Origin of the sequence: Actinomarinicola tropica, from assembly GCF_009650215.1 — a bacterium.
Lineage (GTDB): Bacteria > Actinomycetota > Acidimicrobiia > Acidimicrobiales > SKKL01 > Actinomarinicola > Actinomarinicola tropica.
This window is the reverse complement of record NZ_CP045851.1, coordinates 3306460-3330350: the sequence shown is the minus strand read 5'-3', so window position 1 is coordinate 3330350 and position 23891 is coordinate 3306460. Positions and strand designations below refer to the sequence as shown.

General features: G+C 73.5%; 28 protein-coding genes. 15 read left to right on the top strand and 13 right to left on the bottom strand.

The window, feature by feature from the left end; translation table 11 throughout:
* Positions 1-20 precede the first annotated feature (20 nt).
* The 3 genes from GH723_RS16325 (at position 21) to GH723_RS16315 (ending at position 984) form a co-directional block, all read left to right on the top strand.
* Positions 21-371 (top strand): RidA family protein, encoded by a 351-nt coding sequence (locus GH723_RS16325; RefSeq protein ID WP_153760646.1) that lies wholly within the window; start codon positions 21-23, stop codon positions 369-371.
* Positions 372-504: 133 nt separating this feature from the next.
* On the top strand, positions 505-663 hold the full coding sequence (locus GH723_RS16320; protein ID WP_153760645.1) for a hypothetical protein: 159 nt from the start codon (positions 505-507) through the stop codon (positions 661-663).
* 120 nt (positions 664-783) lie between these two features.
* Positions 784-984, top strand: coding sequence for a cold-shock protein (locus GH723_RS16315; RefSeq protein WP_153760644.1), 201 nt, complete (start codon positions 784-786; stop codon positions 982-984).
* An 85-nt stretch (positions 985-1069) separates the two neighbouring features.
* On the opposite strand, the gene GH723_RS19140 is transcribed toward GH723_RS16315, so the two are convergent.
* Both GH723_RS19140 and GH723_RS16305 read right to left on the bottom strand, forming a co-directional pair.
* Positions 1070-1750: a winged helix-turn-helix domain-containing protein gene (locus GH723_RS19140; protein WP_153760643.1), complete on the bottom strand. Its 681-nt coding sequence runs from the start codon at positions 1748-1750 to the stop codon at positions 1070-1072.
* A 6-nt stretch (positions 1751-1756) separates the two neighbouring features.
* Positions 1757-3094, bottom strand: a complete 1338-nt coding sequence (locus GH723_RS16305) for a glutamine synthetase family protein (RefSeq protein ID WP_153760642.1) — start codon at positions 3092-3094, stop codon at positions 1757-1759.
* A gap of 191 nt (positions 3095-3285) precedes the next feature.
* Between GH723_RS16305 and glnII the strand changes: the two genes are divergently transcribed.
* Positions 3286-4287: a glutamine synthetase GlnII gene (glnII, locus tag GH723_RS16300; protein ID WP_153760641.1), complete on the top strand. Its 1002-nt coding sequence runs from the start codon at positions 3286-3288 to the stop codon at positions 4285-4287.
* 63 nt (positions 4288-4350) lie between these two features.
* Here glnII and GH723_RS16295 read toward each other — a convergent pair whose 3' ends face one another.
* The 7 genes from GH723_RS16295 to ectA form a co-directional block, all read right to left on the bottom strand.
* On the bottom strand, positions 4351-5619 hold the full coding sequence (locus GH723_RS16295) for an alpha/beta family hydrolase (RefSeq protein ID WP_153760640.1): 1269 nt from the start codon (positions 5617-5619) through the stop codon (positions 4351-4353).
* Positions 5620-5689: 70 nt separating this feature from the next.
* Positions 5690-6763 (bottom strand): class I SAM-dependent methyltransferase, encoded by a 1074-nt coding sequence (locus GH723_RS16290; RefSeq protein WP_153760639.1) that lies wholly within the window; start codon positions 6761-6763, stop codon positions 5690-5692.
* Positions 6764-6836: 73 nt separating this feature from the next.
* Positions 6837-8261 carry a sensor domain-containing protein gene (locus GH723_RS16285; protein ID WP_153760638.1) on the bottom strand — a complete coding sequence of 475 codons (1425 nt, stop codon included), beginning with the start codon at positions 8259-8261 and terminating at the stop codon, positions 6837-6839.
* Positions 8262-8335: 74 nt separating this feature from the next.
* Positions 8336-9235, bottom strand: coding sequence for an ectoine hydroxylase (thpD, locus tag GH723_RS16280; protein WP_229022886.1), 900 nt, complete (start codon positions 9233-9235; stop codon positions 8336-8338).
* Entirely contained in the window at positions 9232-9633 is a 402-nt protein-coding gene (locus GH723_RS16275; protein WP_153760637.1) for an ectoine synthase, read from the bottom strand. Before GH723_RS16275 ends, thpD begins: the two co-directional genes overlap by 4 nt.
* Entirely contained in the window at positions 9630-10913 is a 1284-nt protein-coding gene (gene ectB / locus GH723_RS16270; RefSeq protein WP_153760636.1) for a diaminobutyrate--2-oxoglutarate transaminase, read from the bottom strand. Before ectB ends, GH723_RS16275 begins: the two co-directional genes overlap by 4 nt.
* Before the next feature lie 44 nt (positions 10914-10957).
* Positions 10958-11482, bottom strand: coding sequence for a diaminobutyrate acetyltransferase (gene ectA, locus GH723_RS16265; protein WP_153760635.1), 525 nt, complete (start codon positions 11480-11482; stop codon positions 10958-10960).
* A 198-nt stretch (positions 11483-11680) separates the two neighbouring features.
* Between ectA and GH723_RS16260 the strand changes: the two genes are divergently transcribed.
* The 3 genes from GH723_RS16260 (at position 11681) to GH723_RS16250 (ending at position 13891) form a co-directional block, all read left to right on the top strand.
* Positions 11681-12181, top strand: a complete 501-nt coding sequence (locus GH723_RS16260; protein WP_195210376.1) for a MarR family winged helix-turn-helix transcriptional regulator — start codon at positions 11681-11683, stop codon at positions 12179-12181.
* 11 nt (positions 12182-12192) lie between these two features.
* Complete coding sequence (locus tag GH723_RS16255; protein WP_153760633.1) at positions 12193-12738, top strand: hypothetical protein; 546 nt, start codon at positions 12193-12195, stop codon at positions 12736-12738.
* Positions 12739-12955: 217 nt separating this feature from the next.
* The gene (locus GH723_RS16250) at positions 12956-13891 is read left to right on the top strand and encodes a sigma-70 family RNA polymerase sigma factor (protein WP_153760632.1); all 936 of its coding nucleotides are present in this window, start codon (positions 12956-12958) and stop codon (positions 13889-13891) included.
* Here the strand turns inward: GH723_RS16250 and GH723_RS16245 are convergent.
* Positions 13888-14364, bottom strand: coding sequence for a CinA family protein (locus tag GH723_RS16245; protein WP_153760631.1), 477 nt, complete (start codon positions 14362-14364; stop codon positions 13888-13890). The two genes, GH723_RS16250 and GH723_RS16245, sit on opposite strands and share 4 nt — an antisense overlap.
* Before the next feature lie 80 nt (positions 14365-14444).
* Positions 14445-15335, bottom strand: a complete 891-nt coding sequence (locus GH723_RS16240; protein ID WP_153760630.1) for an HAD family hydrolase — start codon at positions 15333-15335, stop codon at positions 14445-14447.
* A gap of 118 nt (positions 15336-15453) precedes the next feature.
* Between GH723_RS16240 and GH723_RS16235 the strand changes: the two genes are divergently transcribed.
* From GH723_RS16235 to GH723_RS16200, 8 genes are read left to right on the top strand one after another with little or no spacing between them, the layout of a single operon-like run.
* Entirely contained in the window at positions 15454-16098 is a 645-nt protein-coding gene (locus GH723_RS16235) for a P-loop NTPase family protein (RefSeq protein WP_153760629.1), read from the top strand.
* Positions 16095-17243 carry a CpaF family protein gene (locus GH723_RS16230; protein ID WP_153760628.1) on the top strand — a complete coding sequence of 383 codons (1149 nt, stop codon included), beginning with the start codon at positions 16095-16097 and terminating at the stop codon, positions 17241-17243. The genes GH723_RS16235 and GH723_RS16230 overlap by 4 nt, the downstream gene beginning before the upstream one ends.
* Positions 17240-18127: a type II secretion system F family protein gene (locus tag GH723_RS16225; protein WP_153760627.1), complete on the top strand. Its 888-nt coding sequence runs from the start codon at positions 17240-17242 to the stop codon at positions 18125-18127. Before GH723_RS16230 ends, GH723_RS16225 begins: the two co-directional genes overlap by 4 nt.
* Positions 18124-18912: a type II secretion system F family protein gene (locus GH723_RS16220; protein WP_153760626.1), complete on the top strand. Its 789-nt coding sequence runs from the start codon at positions 18124-18126 to the stop codon at positions 18910-18912. Before GH723_RS16225 ends, GH723_RS16220 begins: the two co-directional genes overlap by 4 nt.
* Before the next feature lie 54 nt (positions 18913-18966).
* On the top strand, positions 18967-19209 hold the full coding sequence (locus tag GH723_RS16215; protein WP_153760625.1) for a DUF4244 domain-containing protein: 243 nt from the start codon (positions 18967-18969) through the stop codon (positions 19207-19209).
* Positions 19206-19595 (top strand): TadE family protein, encoded by a 390-nt coding sequence (locus tag GH723_RS16210; RefSeq protein WP_195210375.1) that lies wholly within the window; start codon positions 19206-19208, stop codon positions 19593-19595. The genes GH723_RS16215 and GH723_RS16210 overlap by 4 nt, the downstream gene beginning before the upstream one ends.
* Before the next feature lie 54 nt (positions 19596-19649).
* Positions 19650-20534 (top strand): DUF1206 domain-containing protein, encoded by an 885-nt coding sequence (locus GH723_RS16205; RefSeq protein WP_153760623.1) that lies wholly within the window; start codon positions 19650-19652, stop codon positions 20532-20534.
* Between the two features lie 31 nt (positions 20535-20565).
* Entirely contained in the window at positions 20566-21177 is a 612-nt protein-coding gene (locus GH723_RS16200; RefSeq protein WP_153760622.1) for an alpha-ketoglutarate-dependent dioxygenase AlkB, read from the top strand.
* 24 nt (positions 21178-21201) lie between these two features.
* Here the strand turns inward: GH723_RS16200 and GH723_RS16195 are convergent, their stop codons facing one another.
* On the bottom strand, positions 21202-21459 hold the full coding sequence (locus GH723_RS16195; protein WP_153760621.1) for a hypothetical protein: 258 nt from the start codon (positions 21457-21459) through the stop codon (positions 21202-21204).
* Positions 21460-21496: 37 nt separating this feature from the next.
* The gene (locus tag GH723_RS16190) at positions 21497-23770 is read right to left on the bottom strand and encodes a DEAD/DEAH box helicase (protein ID WP_153760620.1); all 2274 of its coding nucleotides are present in this window, start codon (positions 23768-23770) and stop codon (positions 21497-21499) included.
* Positions 23771-23891: the final 121 nt, after the last annotated feature.

Here is a 23891-nt window from a genome sequence, read left to right as displayed (position 1 = left end):
GTCGACCGAGGAGCACGACAATGAGCACGCCAGTGGGCCCGTACACGCCGATCGTCCGGGCGGGCGAGTGGCTGATCGTGTCGGGTCAGGTGGGGATCAAGGACGGCAAGCTCGCCGACGGCGGCACCGGCGGCCAGCTCGCCCAGGCGCTCCAGAACCTCGACGGCCTGCTGGCGTCGGAGGGCGCCACGAAGGAGCAGGTGGTCAAGACCACCGTGTTCCTGCGCCACATGAGCGACTACGCGCTGATGAACGAGGTGTACCTCGAGTACTTCGGGGACCACCGCCCGGCCCGCTCCGCCATCGGCGTGGCCGAGCTCCCGATCGGTGCCCTCGTCGAGATCGAGGCCTGGGCCCACACCGGCAGCTGATCCCCGCTGACGGCCTCGACCGTCGGCACCGCTCCATGGGGAGGCGCAGCACGCGTTGGGGTGGTCCGGCTCCCCGACGGCGCCGCGGAGCCGGCGTTCGACCCGCCTGCCCCCGAGCGGGCATGATGGGCCGATGATCGGTGCCGTCATCATCGTGATCGTCCTCGTGGTCGCCATCCCCGTCGCGGTGATGATGAGCGGCGCCGCGGCAGCTGGAGTGCTCGGGTTCTTCCTCCGGAAGGACGTCGAGACCACGCACGAGGGCAGCGAACTGCTCGACCTCAACGTCTGAGCCGTCCCGAAATCTCGACCGCCCCCTAGGCATTCGCCCCGACCTGGGCTAGGTTGGCAGCGCAATTCCAGTGGGACCCCGGCGCAGGCCGACCCCAGCACGTCAGAAAGGGGATCGGTCTTGGCTACCGGTACCGTCAAGTGGTTCAACGCGGAGAAGGGCTACGGCTTCATCTCTCGCGAGGGTGGAGCGGACGTCTTCGTCCACTTCTCCGCGATTCAGGGGAACGGCTACCGCTCCCTCGAGGAAGGTCAGGCGGTGGAGTTCGAGGTCACCTCGGGCCCCAAGGGCGATCAGGCCCAGGACGTCCGGGCGATCTAGCTCCGACGTACTCCGCAGCAACGCTGGTGGCCGCTCCTCCGGGGGCGGCCATCGTCGCGTCCGGGGCTCGGCGGCGCGCCGGGGCTCAGATGCCCCACCGGGACTGGCCGAACGAGTAGCCGACCGAGCGCACCGTCTGGATGAGCCCCGCGTGCTCCTCGCCGAGCTTGGCCCGGAGCCGCCGGATGTGGACGTCGACCGTGCGGGCGCCGCCGTAGTACTCGTAGCCCCACACCCGCGAGAGGAGCGTCTCGCGGGTGAACACCTTGCCGGGGTGCGAGGCGAGGAACTTCAGCAGCTCGTACTCCATGTAGGTGAGGTCGATCGGCTTGCCGCTGAGCGCCGCCTGGTACGTCTCGAGGTTGAGGACCAGGTCGCCGTACTCGATGAGCTCGGGGCGCGTGCCCCGCCCGGTGCGCCAGAAGAGGTGCTTCAAGCGGGCTTCGAGCTCACGGGGGTGGAACGGCGTGAGCATGAAGTCGTCGAACAGGTCGTCGCGCAGCTCGAGGTCGCCGAGTTGGGCCCCCGAGACGAGGAGCAGCAGCGGCTCGAGCGGGACGTCGCGCTTGCGGACGGCCCGGCAGACCGCGAACGCGGCCTCGGGGTTCTGGTCGGCGCAGACGATGGCACCGGCCCAGCCGTCGGGCGGCTCCTGGCGGTCGACGGCGGACTCGTCGCCGACGGGCCGCCACGGGTAGCCGCCGAGGTCGAGGGCCTGGGCCAGCTCGGGCGGTGCGGGATCGGGGAACAGCAGGAGAGGTTCCACCGGCGGCTACCAGTTCGGGAGGTAGCGGCTGAGCTCGAACTGGGAGACGTGGGCCTTGTAGTCCGCCCACTCGGACCGCTTGTTGCGGAGGAACCACTCGAAGATGTGGTCCCCCAGCGCCTCGGCGACCATCTCGGAGCCCTCCATGGCGTCGAGCGCCTCGGCGAGCGACTGGGGGAGGGGGCGCAGCCCGGCGGCGGCCCGCTCCTTGTCGCTCATCTCGAAGACGTTGGCCGCCGACTCGTCGGGCAGCTCGTAGCCCTTCTCGATGCCAGCCATGCCCGCCGCCAGGATGACGGCGAACGAGAGGTACGGGTTGCACGCCGGGTCCGGGGCCCGGTACTCGATCCGAGTGGAGGACGCCTTGCCGGCCTTCGTGACCGGCACCCGCACGAGCGCCGAGCGGTTGTTGCGGGCCCAGGAGACGTAGACGGGCGCCTCGTAGCCGACGATGAGCCGCTTGTAGGAGTTCACCAGCTGGTTGGTGACCGCGGTGATCTCCGGCGCGTGGTGGAGCAGCCCGGCGATGAACGCTCGCCCGGTGTCGGACAGGTTGTAGGGGTCGTCGGGGTCGTGGAAGGCGTTCTCGTCGCCCTCGAACAGCGAGATGTGCGTGTGCATCCCCGAGCCCTGCACACCGGCGAGGGGCTTGGGCATGAACGTGGCGTAGGCGCCCTGCTCCATGGCGATCTCCCGCACCACGAGCCGGAACGTCATCACGTTGTCGGCCATCGAGAGGCCGTCGGTGTAGCGCAGGTCGATCTCGTGCTGGCTCGGGCTGTCCTCGTGGAACGAGTACTCGACGGGGATGCCCATCGACTCGAGCATCGCGATCGTGCGCTTGCGCATGTCGCCGGCGACGTCGGCGGTGGTGAGGTCGAAGTACGACCCGGTGTCGAGCGGCTCGGGCGGGCGGCTCGGGTCGTTGTCGGCGAAGTAGAAGAACTCCATCTCGGGGGCGACGAAGAACGAGTACCCGCCGACCTCACGCGCCCGGTCGAGCCCCCGGCGGAGCACGCCACGGGGATCGCCCTCGAAGGGGGTGCCGTCGAGGTTGTCGATGTCGCAGAACATCCGGGCCGAGGTGCCGTCGTCGTCGGCCCACGGCAGGATCTCGAAGCTGTTCGGGTCGGGGCGGGCGAGCACGTCGCTCTCCTGCACCCGGGAGAACCCGTCGATGGCCGAGCCGTCGAAGTGCATGCCCTCCTCGAAGGCGGTCTCGAGCTCGGCGGGGGAGATGGCGAACGACTTCAGCTGCCCGAGCACGTCGGTGAACCAGAGGCGCACGAGACGCACCCCTCGCTCCTCGACGGTGCGCAGCACGTAGTCCTGCTGACGTTCCATGGGCGCCATCCTGGCACGGCTCCCGGGCGACCGAGCCCGCTCGGGCGGCCGGTTCACATTCCGTTCACACATGTGCAACGGCCGAGAAATCGCCCCCCGGTTACCGTCTCCAGGACACGGGCCGAGGCCCACCCACACCCCTCCGCGCCGAGGACAGACCCGGGCGCGGCACTCGAGAGGACTGAACACGCGTGAGCTACCGGGCTGAGTACATCTGGATCGACGGCACCGAGCCGACCTCGAAGCTGCGGTCGAAGACCAAGGTCGTGGCCGACGGTGCCGAGCCGCCGGTCTGGGGCTTCGACGGTTCGAGCACCAACCAGGCGCCGGGCGCCAACTCCGACTGCGTCCTGAACCCTGTCGCCGTGTACCCGGACCCCATCCGGGGCGGTGACGACGTCCTCGTCATGTGCGAGGTCCTCCTCCCCGACATGACGCCGCACCCGTCGAACACCCGCGCCGCGTGCGCCGCGGTCGCCGAGAAGTTCAAGGACCAGGAGCCCTGGTTCGGCATCGAGCAGGAGTACACGTTCCTGAAGGACGGCCGCCCGCTCGGCTGGCCCCAGGGCGGCTTCCCCGGCCCGCAGGGCCCGTACTACTGCGGCGTCGGCTCCGACGAGATCTGGGGCCGCGACGTCGTCGAGATGCACACCGAGGCGTGCATGGAGGCCGGGCTCGCCATCTCCGGCACCAACGCCGAGGTGATGATGGGCCAGTGGGAGTTCCAGATCGGCCCCGCCGGTCCCCTCGAGGCCGCCGACCAGATCTGGGTGGCCCGCTGGCTGCTCTACCGCTGCGGTGAGGAGTTCGACATCGCCGCCACGCTCGACCCGAAGCCGGTGGCCGGCGACTGGAACGGCGCGGGTGCGCACACCAACTTCTCGACCAAGGCGATGCGTGAGGGCTACGACCCGATCATCACCGCCTGCGAGGCGCTCGCCGCCAAGGCCGACCTCCACATCAAGAACTACGGCGCCGGCATCGAGGAGCGCCTCACCGGCCTCCACGAGACCGCTCCGTGGACCGAGTTCAGCTACGGCGTGTCCAACCGTGGTGCGTCGGTGCGCATCCCGTGGCAGGTCGAGGTCGACAAGAAGGGCTACATCGAGGATCGCCGGCCGAACGCCAACTGCGACCCGTACGTCGTGACCCGTCTCATCACCGACACCTGCTGCAGCGCCCTGGCCGACTGACAGCAGCCGAGCTCGTCGCTCGCCGCTCCGCCCCCGGTGCCTCGGCCCGGGGGCGGAGCCGCGTCAGGAGCCGGGCAGGGTGTCGAGCAGGAAGTCGCGGGCGAGCGCCGCGGCGGCATCGAGCGTGCCCGGCTCCTCGAAGAGGTGCGTCGCGCCAGGGACGACCTCGACCCGGACCGGTCCGTGCATCTGCGCGGCCGCCCGTCGGTTGAGGTCGAGGACCACCTCGTCACGCCCGCCGACGACGAGGAGCGTGGGTGCGGTGACCATCGCGAGGCGCTCCCCGGCGAGGTCCGGACGTCCCCCGCGCGACACGACGGCCCACGGGCGCGTCGCCGGGTCGGTCGCGGCCCACAGCGCCGCCGCGGCGCCGGTGCTCGCGCCGAGGAAGGCGAACGGCTGGTCCGGCGTGCCGAGCCGCTGCCTGAGCCAGTGCGTCGTGTCGACCAGCCGACGCCCGAGGCGCTCGACGTCGAACACGTTCGCGCGCTCGCGCTCCTCGTCGACGGTGAGGAGGTCGAAGAGCAACGTCCCGAGCCCCGCGTCGGAGAGCACCTGGGCGACGTGGCGGTTGCGGGGGCTGTGGCGGCTGCTCCCCGAGCCGTGGGCGAAGACGACCACCCCCGCCGCGCCGGCGGGGATGCGGAGGTCGCCGGCGAGCTCGACGCCGCCGGCCTCGATCTCGACCTCCTCGTCGATGGCGTCGGAGTCGCGCAGGACGGCCACGACCTCGTCGTCGGGGACCTGCCCGAACTCGTCGTAGAACTGCCCGACGGCCATGAAGCCCCTGGGCGTGCTGACGGCGACGAGCTCGTCGGCCTCGCCGGCGAGTCGGTCCTCCCACTCCTCCGGGGCGACCGGCGTCGCGAGCACGACGTGCGACGCCCCCTCGGCCCGGGCGACGCGGCAGGCGGCCCGGGCGGTCGACCCGGTGGCGACGCCGTCGTCGACGATGACGACCGTCCGACCTTCGAGCGGGTGGCGGGGGCGGCCGGAGCGGAAGCGGGCGGCGCGCGCCTCGACCTCGGGCCGTTCCCGGCGTTCGGCCGCCGCGATCTGGTCGTCCGTCGCCCGCACCATCGACACGACGCGGTCGTCGACGACCCGCACGCCGTCCTCGCCGGCGGCTCCCATCGCCAGCTCGCGCTGCCCGGGGGCGCCGAGCTTGCGCACGACGATCACGTCGAGCGGTGCGTGGAGCGCACGTGCGACCTCGGCGGCGACGGGCACGCCGCCCCGAGGGAGGCCGAGGACCAGGACGGGACGGCCCTGGAGATGTGCGAGCCGCTCGGCCAGCTGGCGGCCGGCGGCACGTCGATCGCGGAAGCGCATGGTGACCACCTCCACGATCGACGGTACCCCCGGACCGCCGGTGCGCGGCAGGGTCGCACGACCTTCGGGCTCAGGCCCGGAGGCGGTAGATGGCGAAGAAGCCGGCGTCGACGGGTAGCACCTCGACGTGCCCGAACCCGGCCTCCGCCGCCAGCTCGCGCACCGTGTCCTCGCGGATGACCGTGCCGATCGCCGCCGACGGGGCGTCGAACCGTGACGCCGGCAGGCAGTGCGTGACGCTCCAGCCGTACATCATCCGCTCGACGTCGTCGCCGGGCGACGTGAAGGTGGGCGACACCTTCTCGTCGGCGACCACCACCGAGCCGTCGCTCGTGAGGGCACGACGGGCGGCGCGCAGCACGTCGGCGGGGCGGGCCATGTCGTGCAGCGCCTCCAGGACGAGGACGGCGTCGAACGGCCCGTGGTCGGCGAGCGCCGCGGCGTCGGTCGCCTCGAACCGGACGTGCACGTCGTGGTGGTCCGCGTGCTGGCGGGCCTCGACGATGGAGGCCTCGTCCTCGTCGAAGCCGATCACCGTCGCCGACGGGTAGCCCGCCTTCAGCGCGATCGTCGACCACCCGACACCGCAGCCGAGGTCGGCGATGCGACCACCGGAGCGGAGCCGCGCGTGCAGGTCGGGTGCGGCCGCGAGCCACGAGTCGACGAGGTCGTGGGTGAAGGCCGGGCGGTTGATCGCGCCCTGTCCCCGGCGCATGTCGGTGCCGTACCGGTGGAACGGGACGCCCCGCCCGGTGTGGAACGCGTCGACGACCTCGTCGAGCGTGGCGGCGATGCCGACCAGCATGCGGGCGAACGGGGCGAGGTGGTCGGCGCTCAGGGGATCGGCGAGGACGCCGACGTGCTCGGCCGGCAGGGTGAAGCGGCGCTCGTCCCAGGGGCGGTGGTCGTCGTCGGTGCGGACGAAGCCGGTGACCGCCTGGTGCTCGAGCCACTCCCGGGTGTAGCGGACGTCGGTGCCGGCGGCCGCGGCCAGCTCGCCGACCGTGCGTGCGTCGCCGTCGGCGAGGACGCGGTAGAAGCCGAGTCGGTCGCCGAGGTAGAGGCTCGCCAGGTCGAGCGCCGCGGTCGTCGAGGCGAGCAGCCGCTCGTCGAGGGCCTCGGCGAGGACGGGGGTGGTGCTCATGGGGTTCCCTCCGGGGTTCGTGGGTGTCACCCGGGGAGGCGTGAGGACGGGCCTCACGATGTGATGCGTGCGGTCAGCCCTCGCTCGGCGCGGTCGCCGCGCGCCAGGTGCCCTTGCCCTCGGCCTTGGCGGCCAGCAGCGCGGTGTCGGCCTCCTGGAGGATCGCGCTCGGGGTGCGGGCCTCGGACGGGTCGAGGACCGCGGTCCCCACGCTGATGCCCAGGTGCACCGAGCGCCCGTCGATCACGACGGGTTCGTCGAACGACCGCAGGAGCCGCCGAGCGAGCCCGGCCAGGCGCGCCGGATCGGCGGAGAGGCACACGACCGCGAACTCGTCGCCGCCGACGCGTGCGACGAGGTCGCCGGTGCGGACCTGGCTGGCGATGCGGTGGGCGGCGATGGTGAGGACGCGATCGCCGGTGGCGTGGCCGAACTGATCGTTGATGGGCTTGAAGTCGTCGAGGTCGCAGTAGAGGACGCCGACGGGCGCCTGCTGCTCCGCTCGACCGATCTCCTCGAAGCGGTCGAGCAGCGCCAACCGGTTGGCGAGGCCGGTCAGGGGGTCGGTGCGCGCCTGCCGCTCGAGCGTGCGCCGTGAGTGGTGCGCGGTGATGGCGAGCTGGATCAGGTGGACGAGGCGCTCGACCGCCTCGCGGTGGTGCTGCGTCGGTGCGCCGGGGGGTCGGCGCCAGACGACGAGCGCGTCCTCGCACCCGCCGGAGAGCTCGATGGGGAACGCCCAGCAGGTGGCCCACCCCGCCGACGACGCGACGTCGGAGATGGCAGCAGGGAGCGCGCCGACGTCGGCGACGGCGTGCATGCGGTCGGCCATCGTCCGCTCCCACGGCGGGTCGACGTCGTCGCTGTCGGTGCCGCTCAGCGGACCGCGCAGCACGGGTGCGCCGGGCGTGCCCACCGTGCGCGAGAACGCACGGCCGTCCCACGCCATCCCGATGGTGGCGGCGGAGCCGGGCAGCTGCTCGACGAGGACGTCGAGGAGGAGGTGCAGCACCTCGGTGAGGTCGTCGGAGGTCACCATGCCGGCGATGGCCCGGTCGAGCTTCGCCGTCGTGGATGTCTGGCGGATGCGGACGACGACCCCGTGGAACCCCTCGGTGCCGCTGCCGACGCCCAGGACCCGGCACGGGACGGGGATGCCGTCGACGTGGAGGAGGTCGACCGAGATCGGGGGACCGGTCCAACCCTCGTCGTCGCGGTCGGGGTTGGTGAACTCCGCGATCGCCGTCGCGACCGTGACGTGGTGCTCGGGGGCGATGAACTCGAGCACGTTGCGCCCGACGCACTCGTCGGCGGGGATGCCGAGGATCTCGACGATCGGGTCCGACACGAAGCGCACCGTCCCGTCGGCGTCGAGCACGGCGTAGGGGTTCGCGCTGGCCCGCATGACGTTGCCCAGGAACGCATCGGGGACGGGAGGGAGCCTCCCGTCCGTGCGCTCGCTCTGGTTGCCGCCCGTCGGCCCGGTCGTCGTGGCCATCCCGACAGGATCGCACGTCGGCGCCCGCCGTGGGAGGCCGGCCCGCCCCGGCGCCCACGCGGGGCCGACGTGGATCAGCCGAGCGGCTCGATCCGCTGGCGCGAGGCGATGTGCTCCGGACGGGGCTCCTGGCCGCTGAACGGGTCGACCACGAGGTTCTCGACGCTGTTGAAGACGAAGAACGCGTTGGAGCGGGGGTACGGCGAGAGGTTCACGCCGGACGCGTGCATGGTGTTGCAGTCGAAGAAGATGACGGCACCGCGCTGCGCCTTCGGCGCCACGATCCCGCCTTCGTCCACGAGGCGACGGAGGCTCTCCTCGTCCGGCACGCCGATCTCCTGGCGGCGCAGCGAGGTCTCGTAGTGGCGCTCCGGCGTCTCACCGACGGTCGTGACGTACCACTTGTGCGAGCCGGGGACGAGCATCAGCGGCCCGTTGAACTCGGTGTTGTCGGTCATCGCCACGGAGGCGCTGACGGCGCGCATGCGGGGCATGCCGTCCTCCACGTGCCAGGTCTCGAAGTCCGAGTGCCAGAAGAACTCCTTGCCGGTCATCGCCGGCTTCAGGTTGACGCGGCTCTGGTGCACGTAGGCGTCGCTGCCGAGGATCTGGCGGGCGACATCGGCGATCCGCGGGTCGGTCGCCAGGTCCGAGAAGACCTCGCTGTCGCGGTGGACGGCGAACACCGACCGGACCGAGTCGCTCTCGGGCTCGACGATCGTCTCCGGTCGGGCCCGGCGTGCGGGATCGCGGCCGAAGGCCTCGAGCTCGCGCATGCAGGCGTCCATCTCGCCATCGGAGAAGGCACCGTCGAGCACGACGAAGCCGTCGCGCTCGAACGAGGCGAGCTGCTCGGGTGTGAGCGGGCCCGGGGTGTCGGTGCCGCGCGGGTCGTGGAGGACCGGGTCGAGCCGGGGCATCAGCCCGGCGCTGGTGTCGATCCGGGACGGGTAGTCGTCGACGATCGTGCTCATGACGGCGCTCCTTCCGCGGTCAGGAGGGGATAGGTCCCCTCGTCGTCGTGCAGCTCGCCGCCGGTCAGCGGCGGGTTGAACACGCACACCATCCGGACGTCCTCGTGGACGGTCAGGGTGTGCCGCTCGTGTCCGTTCAGCGTGTAGAGCGTGCCGGGGCGGATGTCGTGGGTCTCGTCGTTGTCGAGGTCCTGCAGCGTGGCGTGGCCCTCGATGCAGTACACGGCCTCGATGTGGTTGCGGTACCACATGTTCGTCACGGTGCCGGCGTACAAGACGGTGTCGTGGAGGGAGAAGCCGACCTGGTCGTCGGCGAGGAGGAAGCGGCGCGACACGAAGGTCGGACCTTCGACGTCGCGGTTCGTCCCGGAGATCTCGTCGAGTCGACGGACGATCATCGGCCGACCTCCTCGGGCTCGGTGGCCTCCACCCCTGCCGCGATCTTCTCCACGGCGCCGGCCACGATGTCGAGACCCTGCTCGAGGTGCTCCTCGGTGACGGTGAGCGGCGGGAGGAGCTTCAGCACCTCGCCGTCGGGGCCCGCGGTCTCGATGAGCAGGTGCTCCTCGAAGCAGGCCCGGGCGATGCGGCTGGCGTGGCTCGGGTCCTCGAACGCGAGGCCCTGGATCAGGCCGCGGCCGCGGACGGTGGCCTTCATCTCGGGGTGGGCACCCGCGATCTCGGTGAGCCGCTCGCCGACGACCTGGCTCTTGACCTTGACCTCGTCGGAGAAGTCGTCGCTGGTCCAGTTGTCGAGCGCGGCGGTCGCGGTGACGAACGCCGGGTTGTGGCCGCGGAACGTGCCGTTGTGCTCACCCGGGGCCCACACGTCGAGGTCGGGCCGCATCAGCGTGACGGCCAGCGGGAGGCCGTAGCCGCTGAGGGACTTCGACAGGCAGATGATGTCGGGCGTGATGCCGGCGGGCTCGAAGGAGAAGAACGGACCCGTGCGGCCGCACCCGACCTGGATGTCGTCGACGGCGAGCAGGATCCCGTGGCGCTTGCACAGCTCGGAGAGCCGCTGGAGCCAGCCGAAGCTGGCCACGTTGATGCCGCCCTCCGCCTGGACCGTCTCGAGGATGACCAGCGCGGGGAGCTCCATGCCGCTGCCGCCGTCCTCGATGAACGACTCGAGGTACCCGATCGAGTCGGAGGGCTCCTCGAGGAAGCTGTCGTAGGGCATCGAGATGGCGTTGCCGAGCGGCACGCCGGCGCCCTGGCGCTTCATGGAGTTGCCGGTGATGGCCAGCGACCCGAGGGTCATGCCGTGGAAGGCGTTGGTGAACGACACGACGGTGTCGCGGCCGGTGACCTTGCGGGCGAGCTTCAGCGCGGCCTCGACCGCGTTGGTGCCGGTCGGCCCGGGGAACATGACCTTGTGGTCCATCCCGCGGGGCTCGAGCACGACCTCGTGGAGGCGCTCCAGGAAGGCGGCCTTCGCCGTGGTGTGCGTGTCGAGCGAGTGGGTGACGCCGTCGTTCTCGATGTAGTCGAGGAGGGCGCGCTTGAGCGGCTCGGGGTTGTGGCCGTAGTTGAGCGCCCCGGCGCCGGCGAAGAAGTCGAGGTACTGGGTGCCGGCCTCGTCCCAGAGGTGGTCGCCCTTCGCCTTCTGGAAGACGGTGGGCCACGATCGGCAGTAGCTGCGGACCGCGGACTCGTGCTGCTCGAAGATGTCCATGGGTGTTCCTTCGTTCGGTCGGGTGCGTGGGTTGCGTTCGTCGATCAGGTCGGGGCCGTCGGCGCGAGCGGTGCGATCAGCACGCGGTGCTCGGCCTCGTGGCCCTCGCCGGGGAACAGCTCCTCGTCGTAGAGCGGGCGCTCCTCGAACCGCGTCCGCCGGTCGCGTGCGAGCGACTGGAAGAGGCGGCGCGACGGCTCGTTGCCCGGTGTCACCGTGGCGGTGAGGCCGAGCACGCCGAGCGGCAGGAGCCGATCCACGAGGGCGTGCAGCATGCGCTGCGCGATGCCGTGCCCGCGGCGAGCGGGATCGACGGCGATCTGCCACACGAACACCACGTCGGGTTCGGTGGGCGGTCGGTAGGCCGCCACGAACCCCACGAGACGCCCGTCTGGCTCCTCGGCGACGAGGCTCGTCGCCGCGAAGTGGTCGCAGACCAGCAGATACGCGTAGGGGGAGTTGAGGTCGAGGGCGCCGGAGTCCCGGGCCATCTGCCACACCACCCGAGCGTCGTCGGGCGTCGGTGGCCGGAAGGTGATCGACGGGTGGTCCTCGTCGTCTGGGTCCATGTCTCTGGTGGGTCGCGTGCATGGCACGCCGCACCTGCCGAGTCAACGACTGGCACAGCTGGAGCCGCTCGGGGCGGCGTCCCGACCATACCCATGGGGCCCCGACGGCGAACCCGACGTGCCGCTCCTCACACCTCGCCACCCTCTCACCTGGGGTTTCGCGTTCGAACTCATGTGCGTCGTGCATATGATGGCCGGATGCGAGGCCGAGCGGAGAACCTGCTGGGAGCGCTCGCGACGAGCCTCTCCGACGAGATCGACCGGGTGACGACGGACGCCGCGGGACACGGGGCGTCGGGCCCGGCGGCCCTCTCCCTCCTCATGCGGCGGCCGGGCTGCACGATCGAGGTGCTCCGCTCCCACATCGGCCTCAGCCACTCGGCGACCGTGCGTCTCGTCGACCGCCTCGTCGACGACGGACTCGTGGTGCGCCGCCCGGGAGGCGACGACCGCGAGGTGGCCGTGCACCTCACCGCGCGCGGCCGCCGTCGCGCGCTGCGGGTCCACGAGCAGCGTCGGGCCGTCCTCGGTCGGGCGCTGGCCGGCCTGTCGGTGTCCGATCGACGCCACCTCGAGCTGCTCCTCGATCGGGTCCTGCGCACCGAGGCCGTCGTGCACGAGGACCCGCAGACGATCTGCCGCCTGTGCGAGGTGCCCGTGTGCCCGCTGCGCCGGTGCCCGGTCCCGGCCGCCCGGTAGGGTCGCCGCCCGTGCCGACACCCCCGCCACTGACCCTCCACGAGCTCGCGGCGCGCGCCGGCGGTGCCGCGTGGGTGAGCGCCCGCCTCTTCGAGCTGGTCGGCGGGTGGTGCACGACCACCCCGGAGGCGCACGTCGTCGGGCGGCTCGCGGCGCAGAGCCACCGCCACGCGTGGCACGCCGAGCTGTGGAGCGCCCGCATCCCGGAGGCCACGATCCTCGATCGGGCGACCGTCGAGCGCGCGCCATCGGCCGAGGTCGCCGACCTCCTCGACCGGTGCCGCGACCTGCCCGGGACACCCGAGCGGCTGGCCGTGCTCGGCGAGGTGCTCCTGCCCGGGCTGCTCGATGCCCACGTGGCGCACCGCGCCCGGGCGTCGACCGTCTGCGACGGCGCCACCCTGCGCACGCTCGGGCTCGTCGTCGCCGACCTCGAGGGCGATCTGTCCGAGGTGTCCACGCTCCGCACGCGCCTCCCCGACGCCGACGCCGGGCCCGTCGCCGACCTGCGCGCCGCCCTCGGTGCGGCCGGCGGTCTGCTCGGCCCCCTGCCCTGACCGCTGCGCACCGCCGTGGTGCGTGGCGTCGGCCGAGCCTGTGGATATCCTCCCGCGAGCGGGGTGCGCCGACGCCTGTCGACCGCCCCCTGCGACCCTGTGACCAGGACCGATGCGTGATCGTGCGCTTGTGCGGTGGGTGCCCTTGACCGGGCCGGTATCGTGAGGCGCACAGTTGCCGAGGCTGTCCGACCCCTGCCAAGAGAAGGTATCGAACGTGGCGAAGGAGCGAGTCGAGCGCGACGAGGAAGACCTCGTCCGTCTCTACCTCACCGACATCGGGCAGTACCCGCTGCTCACCAAGGATGACGAGGTCCGGCTCGCCCAGGCCATCGAGGCGGGGAACGAGGCCCGGGCCGAGCTCGACGCCGCGTCCGAGCTGACGCCGGCCCGCAAGCGCGAGCTGCGCCGCACCGTGCGCCAGGGCGAGCAGGCGGAGTCGACGTTCGTGCAGTCGAACCTGCGCCTGGTGGTGTCGATCGCGAAGAAGTACCAGGCCTCCGGCCTCCCGCTGCTCGACCTCATCCAGGAGGGCAACCTCGGGCTGATGCACGCGGTCGAGAAGTTCGACTGGCGCAAGGGCTTCAAGTTCTCCACCTACGCGACGTGGTGGATCCGCCAGGCGATCACCCGCGGCATCGCGAACACCGGCCGCACGATCCGCCTCCCGGTGCACGCGGGCGACACCCTCGCCCGCCTCCAGAAGGCCCGCGCCCGGCTCGAGCTCAAGCTCGGCCGTCCGGCCACCCTCGCCGAGCTGTCGGCCGAGGTCGAGATGCCCGAGGACAAGGTCACCGAGGCGTTGCGCTTCGCCGCCGAGCCGCTCTCGCTGTCCGAGCCGCTCCGCGAGGACGGCGACGCCGAGCTCGGCGACGTGGTCGAGGACCGCTCGGCCGAGTCGCCCTTCGAGGTCGCGGCCACCGCCCTGCTGCCCGAGGAGATCACCCGGCTCCTCGCCCCGCTCGATGAGCGCGAGCGCGAGATCCTCAAGCTGCGCTTCGGCCTCGACCGGGGAGAGCCCCGCACCCTCGAAGAGGTCGGCGAGCACTTCAACCTCACGCGCGAGCGCATCCGCCAGATCGAGGCCCGGGCGATGTCGAAGCTGCGCCACCCGTCCTCGGACACCGGCGCCCGCGACCTGCTCGCCGTCTAGGTCGCCGCGGCGTCCGCCGCCAGCGCGGCACGCAGCAGGTCCAGCGCGGCCTCCGTGCCGCGGCCGCACACCTCGGCCGGGTCGCCCTCGAGGTGCAGCGACCGCGCGCCGGTCGCGCCGTCGACGATCCAGCCGATGACGACGGTGCCCGGCGGCGCCCCGTCGAGCCCGTCGGGTCCGGCGGCGCCGGTCGAGGCGACCGCCACGTCGACGCCGAGCAGCTCGGCCACCCCGCGCGCCATGGCCACCGCCGTCGTCTCGTTGACGAGCGGTCCCGGCGGCACGTGCAGGACGTCGTGCTTGACCTCGCGCCGGTAGGCGACGACGCCGCCGCGAAACCAGTCGCCCGACCCCTCTGCGGCCGCGAACGCCTGGGCGAGCTGGCCGGCCGTGAACGACTCGGCGCACCCGAGCAGGCGGTCGCCGAGGAGGCGCCCGATCTCGCCGGCGGTGTCGGTCCTGTCATCGGTCACCGCTCGCGCTTGTCCGGGGACGGGCGATCCGAAACGTCCCTACACTGGCGGGATGAAGAAGCTCCTGCTCCTCGTGGTCCTCATCGCCCTCGCCGCCGTGGCGTCGAAGAAGCTGAAGACCGTCTGACCGACCGCCACCCGGCGGACCCCCGACCCGGACGCCACCTCCCCCAACGCGTGGGGGGTGGCGTTCGACGCGTCCCGATCCACCACAGGGCGAGCGCGGCGACGGCGCCGAGCGCCACGGCGCCGCCCCCGATGCCCGCGGCGGTGCGGGGCGATGCCGGCCGTCGCGACCGCATCGAGACGGGACGGTCGAACACCTGCACCTCCCACCCCTCGGCGCGGGCGGCCTTCAGGAGGTCGCGATCGGGGTTGACGGCCACGGGGTGGCCGACCGCCCGGAGCATGGGCAGGTCGGTGGCGGAGTCCGAGTAGGCGTACGACGCGTCCAGGTCGATGCCGTGCACGTCGGCCTCGGATCGGATCGCCTCGGCCTTGAACGGCCCGAAGGCGTAGAGGTCGACCTCGCCCGTGTAGCGGAGGTCCTCGTCGAGCCGGCACGTCGTCGCGATCGCCTGGTCGACGCCGAGGTGACGGGCAAGCGGCACGACGACCTCCTCGGGCGAGGCGGACACGAGGTAGACGCGTCGGCCCTCCTCCTTGTGGCGGCGGATGAGCTCGAGGGCCTCGGCGTAGACGATGGGCTCGATCACCTCGTCGAGCGTCTCCTCGACCAGCGCCTTGATCGTGGGCTGGTGCCACCCCTTCGTGACCCGCAGCGCGGACTCGCGCATCCGGGCCATCCGCTCGTCGTCGGCGCCCAGGTACTGGAAGACGAAGTGCCCGTACAGCGCGCGCAGGACGAGCCACCGCGAGAGGTAGCCGGCCTGGTGCAGCGGGCGGCTGAAGGCGACGAGCGCGGCGCGCGCGATGACCGTCTTGTCGAGATCGAAGAAGGCCGCCTCCATCGGGCCGACTCTAGGAGCCACCCCTTGTCCGGCGGTGGCAGCGACCGTAGGATCCGAGCGCTCCCCGACCCTTCCCCCACCGGTTGCTCCGTCGCGCCCCGTGGAGGGTCAAGTGGTCGTGTCCTGCTGGTCGGCGAAGGGTGGATCCGGCACCACCGTGGTCGCCGCCTCCCTCGCTCTCGTCATCGCCTCGCGTCCCGGTCCGGGCGTCCTGCTCGTCGACCTCGCGGGGGACCTCCCCGCCGTGCTCGGGACCGCTGATCCCGACGGACCGGGGGTCGCGGAGTGGAGCCGGGCGGGCGCGGAGGCGCCGGCGGACGCCCTGGCCCGCCTCGAGGTCCCGGTCCGGCCCGGGCTCGACCTCCTGCCGCTCGGCCACGGCGCCACGGACCGGGAGCGGCTCGACGTGCTCGGTCCCCTGCTCGCCGCCGATCACCGGACCGTGGTCGTGGACTGCGGCACGGTCACCGCCGCCGACGCCGCGCTGTCCGTGGCGGCCGGTGCGAGCACCTCGCTCCTCGTCACCCGCCTCTGCTACCTGGCGCTGCGCCGGGCCGCGGCGGCACCCATCCGTCCGAGCGCGGCGGTCGTCGTGGCCGAGCCGGGTCGGGCCCTCGACCGCTCCGACGTCGAGGGGGTGCTCGGCGTGCCGGTCGTCGCCGAGGTGGCGGTCGACCCCGGCGTCGCGCGTGCCGTCGATGCCGGTCTGCTCGCCCGGCGTCTGCCCCGCGGGCTCGAGCGGGCGATGCGAGCGGCGGCATGAGCGCCATGACGGCGGTCGACCTCGAGCAGCTCGTCGAGTCGCTCCACCGCCGCCTCCTCGACGAGTGGCCCGCGATCGACCCGCACGACGTCATCGACGTCGTGCGGCGGCTCGTGCGGGCCGAGGCGCCGCTGCTCGGCCCGGCGTCGGAGGCGGCAGTGGTCGACGCCGTGGCGGCCCGGGTGCACGGGTTGGGTCCGCTCGACCCCCTGCTCGCCGACCCGACGGTCACCGAGGTGATGCTGAACGGCGGCGGCCGGGTGTGGGTCGAGCGCGCCGGCCGCGTCGAGGCCACCGACCTGCTGATCGACGAACCCACCGCGCTGCGCCTCGTCGAGCGCATCGTCGCTCCCCTCGGGCTGCGCGTCGACCGCAGCTCCCCGATGGTCGACGCACGGCTGCCGGACGGCTCCCGGGTCCACGCCGTGGTCCGCCCGCTCGCCGTCGACGGCCCGTGCCTCACGGTCCGCCGGTTCGGCGCCCGCGCCGTGCCGTTGGAGGCGTTCGCCCCGCCGCCGGTGGTCGAGCTGCTGCGCGCTGCGGTCCTCGCGCGTCGCAACGTGGTCGTGTCCGGCGGCACCGGCGCGGGCAAGACCACGCTCCTCAACGCCCTCGCCGCGGCGATCCCGGTGTCCGAGCGCGTCCTCACGATCGAGGACGCCGCCGAGCTCCGGCTGCCCGGCGAGCACGTCGTGCGCCTCGAGTCGCGGCCGGCCAACGCCGAGGGGCACGGCGCGGTCACGATCCGCGAGCTGGTGCGCACGGCCCTCCGGATGCGTCCCGACCGCATCGTCGTCGGCGAGGTGCGCGGGCCCGAGGCCCTCGACATGTTGCAGGCGATGAACACGGGCCACGACGGCTCCCTCTCGACGTGCCACGCCAACAGCCCCGACGACGCGCTCCGGCGCGTGGAGACGCTGAGCCTGCTCGCGGGGATCGAGCTGCCCCTCCACGCCGTGCGCGAGCAACTCGCGTCGGCGATCGACGTCGTCGTGCAGGTCGGACGCACCTCCGACGGCGGTCGGCGCATCGTGGCCGTGGGCGAACCGGTCGGCGACGAGGTGGGCGGCGTGCGGTGCCGGCCGCTCGTGCGCGGCGACCAGGTGGTCGCCACGCCGACGCGACCCGGGCGGGCCGTGGGGTGAGCGCGCTCGCGCCCATGGCGGCGGCGGGCGCGGTCGTCGCCGTCCTCGCCGTCGTCGTGCGGCCGGACCACCCCCGCCCCGACCGCCGTCGTCCCGTGCCCGCGACCGCGGCGCCTGGCGCCGCGCCCGGCTCGGCCTTCCGCGCGGTGCCCGCGTGGTTCGCCCGCCGCGCCGTCGACGCCGACCTCGCACCGGTCGAGCGGTGGTGGACCGGTGCGCGCCTCGCCGTCGCCTGCGCCGCGCTGGGCGGATGGCGGGTGGGCGGGCCCACGGCCTCGGTGGTCGCCGGTCTGGGCGCGGCAGGCGCAGGGGTCGTCGTGCTGGCGGCGCTCGGCCACCGCCGCGAGGACCGCCTCGTCCGCTCGGTGCCGGAGGCCCTCGACGCCGTCGCCCGCGCCTGCCGCGCCGGGGCCTCGGTGCACCAGGCGCTCCGCGGCCTGGCCCAGGTCGACGTCGGACCGGCGGGACCGCTCCTCGCCGAGGTCGCCACCCGTGTCGACCGAGGACGCTCGCTCGACGGCGCCCTCGCCGACCTCGTCGCCGCGCACCCCGTGCCGCCCGTTCGGCTGGCCGCGGTCGCGCTGCTCGTGGGGGCCGAGACCGGCGCCGCCCCGGCTCGGGCGGTCGACGGCGTCGCCGCCACGCTGCGCGACCACGCCGCCCTCGATCGGGAGGCCCAGGCCCTGGCGACCCAGGCCAAGGCCTCGGTGGCCGTGCTCGTGCTCGCGCCGGTGGGCTTCGGCGCGCTCGCCGTCGCCGGCGACCCCCGCGTGGCGACGTTCCTCTTCCGGGAGCCGGCAGGGATGGCGTGCCTCGCGGTCGGACTGGTCCTCGACGCCCTCGGGGCGTGGTGGATGCACCGACTCGTCCGGAGGCGTCGATGAGCCCCGGCGCCCTGGCCGTCCTGTGGGCCGCCACCGCGCTCGCGGCGTCGTGGTCGTCGGCTGGCCGGCCGGCGCCCGAGGTCGGCGCGCGGATCGCCGCGCTCCGGACGCCCCTCGCCGCCGGCCGGCGCCGCCGGTCGCCCGCCGTGGCGGTCGGCGCTCGGCTCCGACGTGCGCTGGGGCGCACGCCGGACGCGACAGCCGACCGCGCGGTCGGCCGTCTCGCCCTCTGCGTCGCGGCGCTGGGCCTCGTCGAACCGGTCCTGGCGGTGGGGGCGCTCGGCGTGGCCGGCGTCGCCCGGACGCTCCGGCGTCGCCGTGTGGCCCGTGCGCGGCGTGCCGCCCTCGTCGACGAGCTCCCCGAGGTCGTCGACCTCCTCACGCTCGCCAGCTCCTCGGGGCTGAGCGTCCCGCTCGCCGTCGCCACGGTCGGACGGCACGGGGTCGGTGAGGTCGCCGTGGCGCTGCGGCGGGCCCACGAGCTCACCGGCCGCGGCGTGTCGCTCGCCGACGCCGTCGCCGAGCTCCCGCGCCAGGTGGGCGAGGAGGTGCGTCCCCTCGTCCGGGTGCTGGCGGGGTCGCTCCGCGACGGCACCGCCATCGTCCCCGCCCTCGAACGCCTCGCGTCCGAGGTGCGGACGGAGCGACGCCGCGCCGCCGAGGAGCGGGCCCGTCGACTGCCGGTCGTCCTCCTCTTCCCCCTCGTCGTGTGCGTCCTCCCCGCCTTCGGCCTGCTCACGGTCGTGCCGCTCCTCGTCGGGGCGCTCGACGGACTGCCGGTCTGACCGCCTTCCCCTCCATCCGCACTCCAACGTCCCACCGTCCACGGAGGTCTCCGAATGTCCGCATCCCTGTCCCTGCTCGACGACGCCGTCCTGCGCTGCGTCGTCGCCATCCGCTGCCGCGTCGCCCACGCGATGGCGCGCGCCGACGACCGCGGCCAGAGCACGGCCGAGTACGCCCTCGTCATGCTCGGTGCCGCGGCGGTGGCGGTGATGGTCGCCAAGTGGGCGAAGGACACCGACAAGATCACCCAGCTCCTCGACGGCGTCGTCGACTCCATCCTCGACAAGCTGACGTGAGGGGTCGCCACCGGGACGACGGGGGCCAGGCCGCGGTCGAGCTGGCCCTCGTCCTCCCGCTGGTGTGCACCCTCCTGCTCGCCGTCGTGCAGATCGGGCTCATCGTGCACACGCACCTGCTCGTGGTCCACGCGGCGCGCGAGGCCGTGCGAGCCGCCGCAGTCGATCCGCGACCGAGTGCGCCCGAGGCGGCGGTCGTCGGCGGCACGCCCCTACGTGCCGACCGCGTGCAGGTCGACGTCACCGACGCCGGGTCCGGACGGGTGCGGGTGCGGGTCACCTACGACATGCCGACCGACGTCCCGCTCGTCGGACCGCTGCTCGGCGACGTCCGGGTGAGCGCCGACGCGGTGATGCGCGTCGAGCACGACGGCGCACCGCCGTGAGCGTTTCGGGGGTGTTGCAGCGGGTACCGGGCGGGGGCACTCCAGGAGGTGCCCATGCCCGGTCCCACGACCCGCTCTTCCTCCGGTGCCGCCGACGCGGCATCCGACGCCGTCGCCGACCTCGCTCGCCGCCACCCCGAGGTCGTCGCCGCGGCGCGGGTGGGCTGGGTGGCCAAGGGGGTCGTCTACGTCGTCCTCGGCCTCCTCGCGGCCACGCTCGTTGTCGGCGGCGGCGGCGGTGGGGGGTCCGACCAGGAGGTCTCCCAGAGCGGCGCGATCCAGGAGCTGGCGTCGACGCCGCTCGGCACGCTCGGCCTCTGGCTCGTCGCCATCGGGCTGGCGCTCCACGTGCTGTGGCGCCTCGCCTCGGTCGCCCTCCCCGCCGAGAGCTCGGCGAAGGTGTGGGCGACGCGCGCCGCCTACGTCGTCAGCGCGCTCACGTACGCGGCGCTGGCGTGGTCCGCCGTGACCCTGGCGACGGGCGGTTCCTCGGGCGGATCCGGCGACCAGGAGTCCCAGGTCGACAGCGTGACCCGCTCGGTGATGGAGATGACGGCGGGCCGGTGGATCGTGGGCCTCGCCGGTCTCGCCGTCCTCGCCGTCGGGGCGGTGTTCATCCACCGCGGCTGGACGGAGTCCTTCGCCGAGGAGCTCGAACCGGGCGGCGTGGGACCGGTCGACCAGCGGTCGCTGCGGCGGATGGGCGTGGTGGGGTGGGTCGCCCGAGGCGTGATGATGCTCATCGTGGGGTGGTTCGTCGTGCAGGCGGCGATCCAGTTCTCACCCGACGAGGCCCAGGGCATCGACGGCGCCCTGCGTGACGCGACCTCGACCTGGTGGGGGTCCCTGCTCGTCGCCGTCGTCGCCCTCGGTCTCGTCGTGTACGGCGCGTACTGCGCGCTGTCGGCTCCCCGCACCCGCCTCACCTCGCCGGGCTGACATCGAACAGGTGTTCGTGTAGGCTCGTCGCATGTCCACCGCCGAGTTGCTGTGGCAACCCTCGCTGTTCGGGGCCGAGGACGCCGTGGAGGCCGACCTCTCGTTCGCCGCCGCCCGTCGCACCACGCTGTCGCACGGCGCCTGGATCGACGAGGTGCCCGACTGGGCGGCGGGCCACGCCGACCTCTTCGACGAGCTGCGGCGCACCGCCCCGTGGCAGGAGGCCGAGCGGCCGATGTACGACCGGATCGTCGCCGTCCCTCGGCTGCACACCGGCGTGTGGTCCGATCCGCCGGCCCGACTCCGGGCGATGGCCCAGGTGCTCGGCGACCACTACGGGTGCGAGCTGCCCAACATCTCGGCCAACCTGTACCGCGACGGCAACGACTCCGTGGCGTGGCACGGCGACCGCGTCGGTCGCGTCCGGGCCGACACGGTCGTCGCCATCCTCACCCTCGGCTCCCCGCGCCGCCTGCTGCTCCGCCCGAACGGCGGGGGGCGGTCGCTGGCCGTCGAGCCCGGGCCGGGTGACCTGTTCGTGATGGGCGGCACCTGCCAGCGCACCTGGCAGCACTCGGTGCCGAAGCGGGCGCAGGCCGGTCCGCGCGTCTGCGTCATGTTCCGCGAGCCCGGCGGCAACTGACCGCCGTCGCTCGCGCCCGGTTCGTCAGCGGCGCCGGCGCCGGAGCTTCAGCCAGATCGTCGAACCGACGGCCAGGACCGCACCCACCGCCACACCGGTGAGGCCGGCGCTTCCGCCCTCCGCGATGAGCTGCGCCTGCATCGACCGGGTCTCGGACGCGTCGTCGGGGTCGACGGTGCCCTCGGGGTCCACCGTGCCGTCGGGCTCGATGGGCTCGGCGCCGCCGGTCGGGTCGCCGGGAGGGGTGTCGTCGTCGTGGCCGTGGTCGGGTCGGTCCGCCATCGCGACAGCCTGCCAGAGGTGCGGGGCCACCCGCCCGTCAGCTGTCGAGCACCCGGCGGAGGAGGGCGATCGCGCCGTGCTTGTCGAGCGGCTCGTTGCCGTTGCCGCACTTCGGGGACTGCACGCACGAGGGGCAGCCGTCGGCGCAGCCGCACGCGTCGAGCAGCTCGAGCGTGGCCGGCAGGTGGCGATCGGCTGCTTCGTAGCCGAGCTCGGCGATGCCGGTGCCGCCCGGGTAGCCGTCGTGGATGACGACCGTGGGGAGCCCGGTGTCGGCCTGGAGCGCCGTCGACACACCGCCGACGTCCCAACGGTCGCAGATCGTGAACAGCGGGAGCAGGGAGATGGCGGCGTGCTCGGCGGCGTGGAGCGTCCCGGGGACGGCCCCGGGTGCGACGCCGGCCTCGGCGAGGATGCTCGGCGCGAGCGTGTACCAGAAGCCCCGGGTGTCGAGCGTGGTGGGCGGGAGGTCGAGCTCGACGGTCTCGATGACGTCGCGGGTGCGGACGTCCTTGCGCTGGTAGCCGACGACCTGCGAGCGGATGCGAACCCGCCCGAGGGAGAGCTCGGCGGCGCCCACCTGCCGGCGTGCGTCGGTGCGGAGGATCTCGACCGCGACGTCGGTGCGCGCCTGGGTGTAGGTGTCTCCGGGATCGGGGACGACGATGGCCGCGAGGTCGTCGAGGTCGAGCCGGTCGACGCGCCAGACCTTCCCCTGGTGGAGGTAGATCGCGCCGGGGTGCACGAGGGAGTGGGCGCGGGCCTCGTCGACGAGACCGACGAGTCGGCCGTCGGGTGTGGCGATGCGGACCTCGCGGGCCGAGCCGGAGCGCAGGCCGACGCCGTGTGACGGCCAGCCCCGCCCGGCCCAGACGGCGCGGGGGTCCCCGTGGCGGTCGTGGCGGATGCGCAGGCGGTCGCGGAGGACGAGGTCGCGCACGCCGTCGTCGAGCAGCTCGCCCCAGAAGCGGCCATCGGTGCGCACGAGCGGCTTCTCGTAGGCGGCGCAAGCCAGGTGCGGGGCCAGGATCTCGGGGTTCGAGGGGTTGACCACCGCGGGCTCGGGCGGGCGGACGAACAGCTCCCGGGGGTGGGTCATGAACCAGCGGTCGAGCTGGTCGTCGCCGGCGACGAGCACCGCGACCGACGACTGCTGGTCCCGTCCCGCGCGTCCGACCTGCTGCCAGAGCGAGGCGATCGTGCCGGGGTACCCGTCGAGCACGCACGCGTCGAGGCCGCCGATGTCGACGCCGAGCTCGAGCGCTGTCGTGGCGACCACGCCCCGCAGCTCGCCGCTGAAGAGCGCGGCCTCGATCTCGCGACGCTCGGTGGCGAGGTACCCGCCCCGGTAGGGCCGCACGGCGTCGGCGAGGTCGGCGTCGAGGCGGGCCTTCACGTCGGCGGCCAGCAGCTCGGTGCCGGTGCGGCTGCGGCTGAACGCCAGCGAGCGGTGGCCGCGACGCACGAGGTCGGCCATGACCGACGCCGCCTCGGCGTGGCCCGACGAGCGCACGCCGGTGACGACGTCGAGCACCGGCGGGTCGAGCAGGGCGACGGTGCGCTCCCCTCGTGGTGACCCGTCGTCGAGGACCTCGGCGACGTCGAGGCCGCACAGCGTGCCGGCCAGCCGACCGGGCTCGCCGATCGTGGCCGAGCAGAACACGAAGGTGGGGGACGAGCCGTACAGCTCGCACAGACGCCGCAGACGCCGGAGCAGGTGGGCGACGTGGGTGCCGAACACCCCGCGCAGCACGTGGAGCTCGTCGATCACGACGAACCGCAGGCGTCGGAGGAACGTGGCCCACCGGCCGTGGTGGGGGAGGATGCCGGCGTGGAGCATGTCCGGGTTGGTCAGCACCACGTTGGCGTGCGTGCGGGCCCACGCCCGGGCCTCGGGGCTGGTGTCGCCGTCGTAGGTGACGGCGACGACCCCGGGGGCGCCGAGGTCGGTGAGGGCCCGCAGCTGGTCCTGGGCCAGGGCCTTGGTGGGGAACATGGCGAGGGCGGTGGCCGGTGCGGGACCGGTGGTGATCGCCTCGACGATGGGCAGCTGGTAGCAGAGCGACTTGCCCGAGGCGGTGCCGGTGGCCACCGCGACCGACCGTCCGGCCCGGAGGTGGTCGATGGCCTCCGCCTGGTGCGACCACAGTCCCCCGCTCGGCACGAGGTCCGCGGCCGGACCCCGCAGCGGCTGGGCGAGAGGCGCGTGGCGGGCGGGGCGCGCGGGGATCCGCTCGACGTGCACCAGCCGGCCGTCGTCGGCCAGCTCGGTGAGCAGCGACTCGAGCGAACCCGAGGTGGTGAGGGTCATGGCAGCTCCCGGAGGCCCACAGTGTACGGCCCCGGGGTGACAGGATCACAGCGGTGTCATTCGCCCGGCGCGGTTGGACGGGACCCCGTTCGGGCAGGGTGCAGGCAGCCGTCGCACCGCG

Bases quoted from the DNA above. Each gene is read 5' to 3' on its own strand.
- GH723_RS16325 (WP_153760646.1), top strand. From the start codon at position 21: ATGAGCACGCCAGTGGGCCCGTACACGCCGATCGTCCGGGCGGGCGAG.
- GH723_RS16320 (WP_153760645.1), top strand. From the start codon at position 505: ATGATCGGTGCCGTCATCATCGTGATCGTCCTCGTGGTCGCCATCCCC.
- GH723_RS16305 (WP_153760642.1), bottom strand. From the start codon at position 3,094: ATGGAACGTCAGCAGGACTACGTGCTGCGCACCGTCGAGGAGCGAGGG.
- GH723_RS16295 (WP_153760640.1), bottom strand. From the start codon at position 5,619: ATGCGCTTCCGCGATCGACGTGCCGCCGGCCGCCAGCTGGCCGAGCGG.
- GH723_RS16290 (WP_153760639.1), bottom strand. From the start codon at position 6,763: ATGAGCACCACCCCCGTCCTCGCCGAGGCCCTCGACGAGCGGCTGCTC.
- GH723_RS16285 (WP_153760638.1), bottom strand. From the start codon at position 8,261: ATGGCCACGACGACCGGGCCGACGGGCGGCAACCAGAGCGAGCGCACG.
- thpD (WP_229022886.1), bottom strand. From the start codon at position 9,235: ATGAGCACGATCGTCGACGACTACCCGTCCCGGATCGACACCAGCGCC.
- GH723_RS16275 (WP_153760637.1), bottom strand. From the start codon at position 9,633: ATGATCGTCCGTCGACTCGACGAGATCTCCGGGACGAACCGCGACGTC.
- ectB (WP_153760636.1), bottom strand. From the start codon at position 10,913: ATGGACATCTTCGAGCAGCACGAGTCCGCGGTCCGCAGCTACTGCCGA.
- ectA (WP_153760635.1), bottom strand. From the start codon at position 11,482: ATGGACCCAGACGACGAGGACCACCCGTCGATCACCTTCCGGCCACCG.
- GH723_RS16260 (WP_195210376.1), top strand. From the start codon at position 11,681: ATGCGAGGCCGAGCGGAGAACCTGCTGGGAGCGCTCGCGACGAGCCTC.
- GH723_RS16240 (WP_153760630.1), bottom strand. From the start codon at position 15,335: ATGGAGGCGGCCTTCTTCGATCTCGACAAGACGGTCATCGCGCGCGCC.
- GH723_RS16230 (WP_153760628.1), top strand. From the start codon at position 16,095: ATGAGCGCCATGACGGCGGTCGACCTCGAGCAGCTCGTCGAGTCGCTC.
- GH723_RS16220 (WP_153760626.1), top strand. From the start codon at position 18,124: ATGAGCCCCGGCGCCCTGGCCGTCCTGTGGGCCGCCACCGCGCTCGCG.
- GH723_RS16215 (WP_153760625.1), top strand. From the start codon at position 18,967: ATGTCCGCATCCCTGTCCCTGCTCGACGACGCCGTCCTGCGCTGCGTC.
- GH723_RS16205 (WP_153760623.1), top strand. From the start codon at position 19,650: ATGCCCGGTCCCACGACCCGCTCTTCCTCCGGTGCCGCCGACGCGGCA.
- GH723_RS16200 (WP_153760622.1), top strand. From the start codon at position 20,566: ATGTCCACCGCCGAGTTGCTGTGGCAACCCTCGCTGTTCGGGGCCGAG.
- GH723_RS16195 (WP_153760621.1), bottom strand. From the start codon at position 21,459: ATGGCGGACCGACCCGACCACGGCCACGACGACGACACCCCTCCCGGC.
- GH723_RS16190 (WP_153760620.1), bottom strand. From the start codon at position 23,770: ATGACCCTCACCACCTCGGGTTCGCTCGAGTCGCTGCTCACCGAGCTG.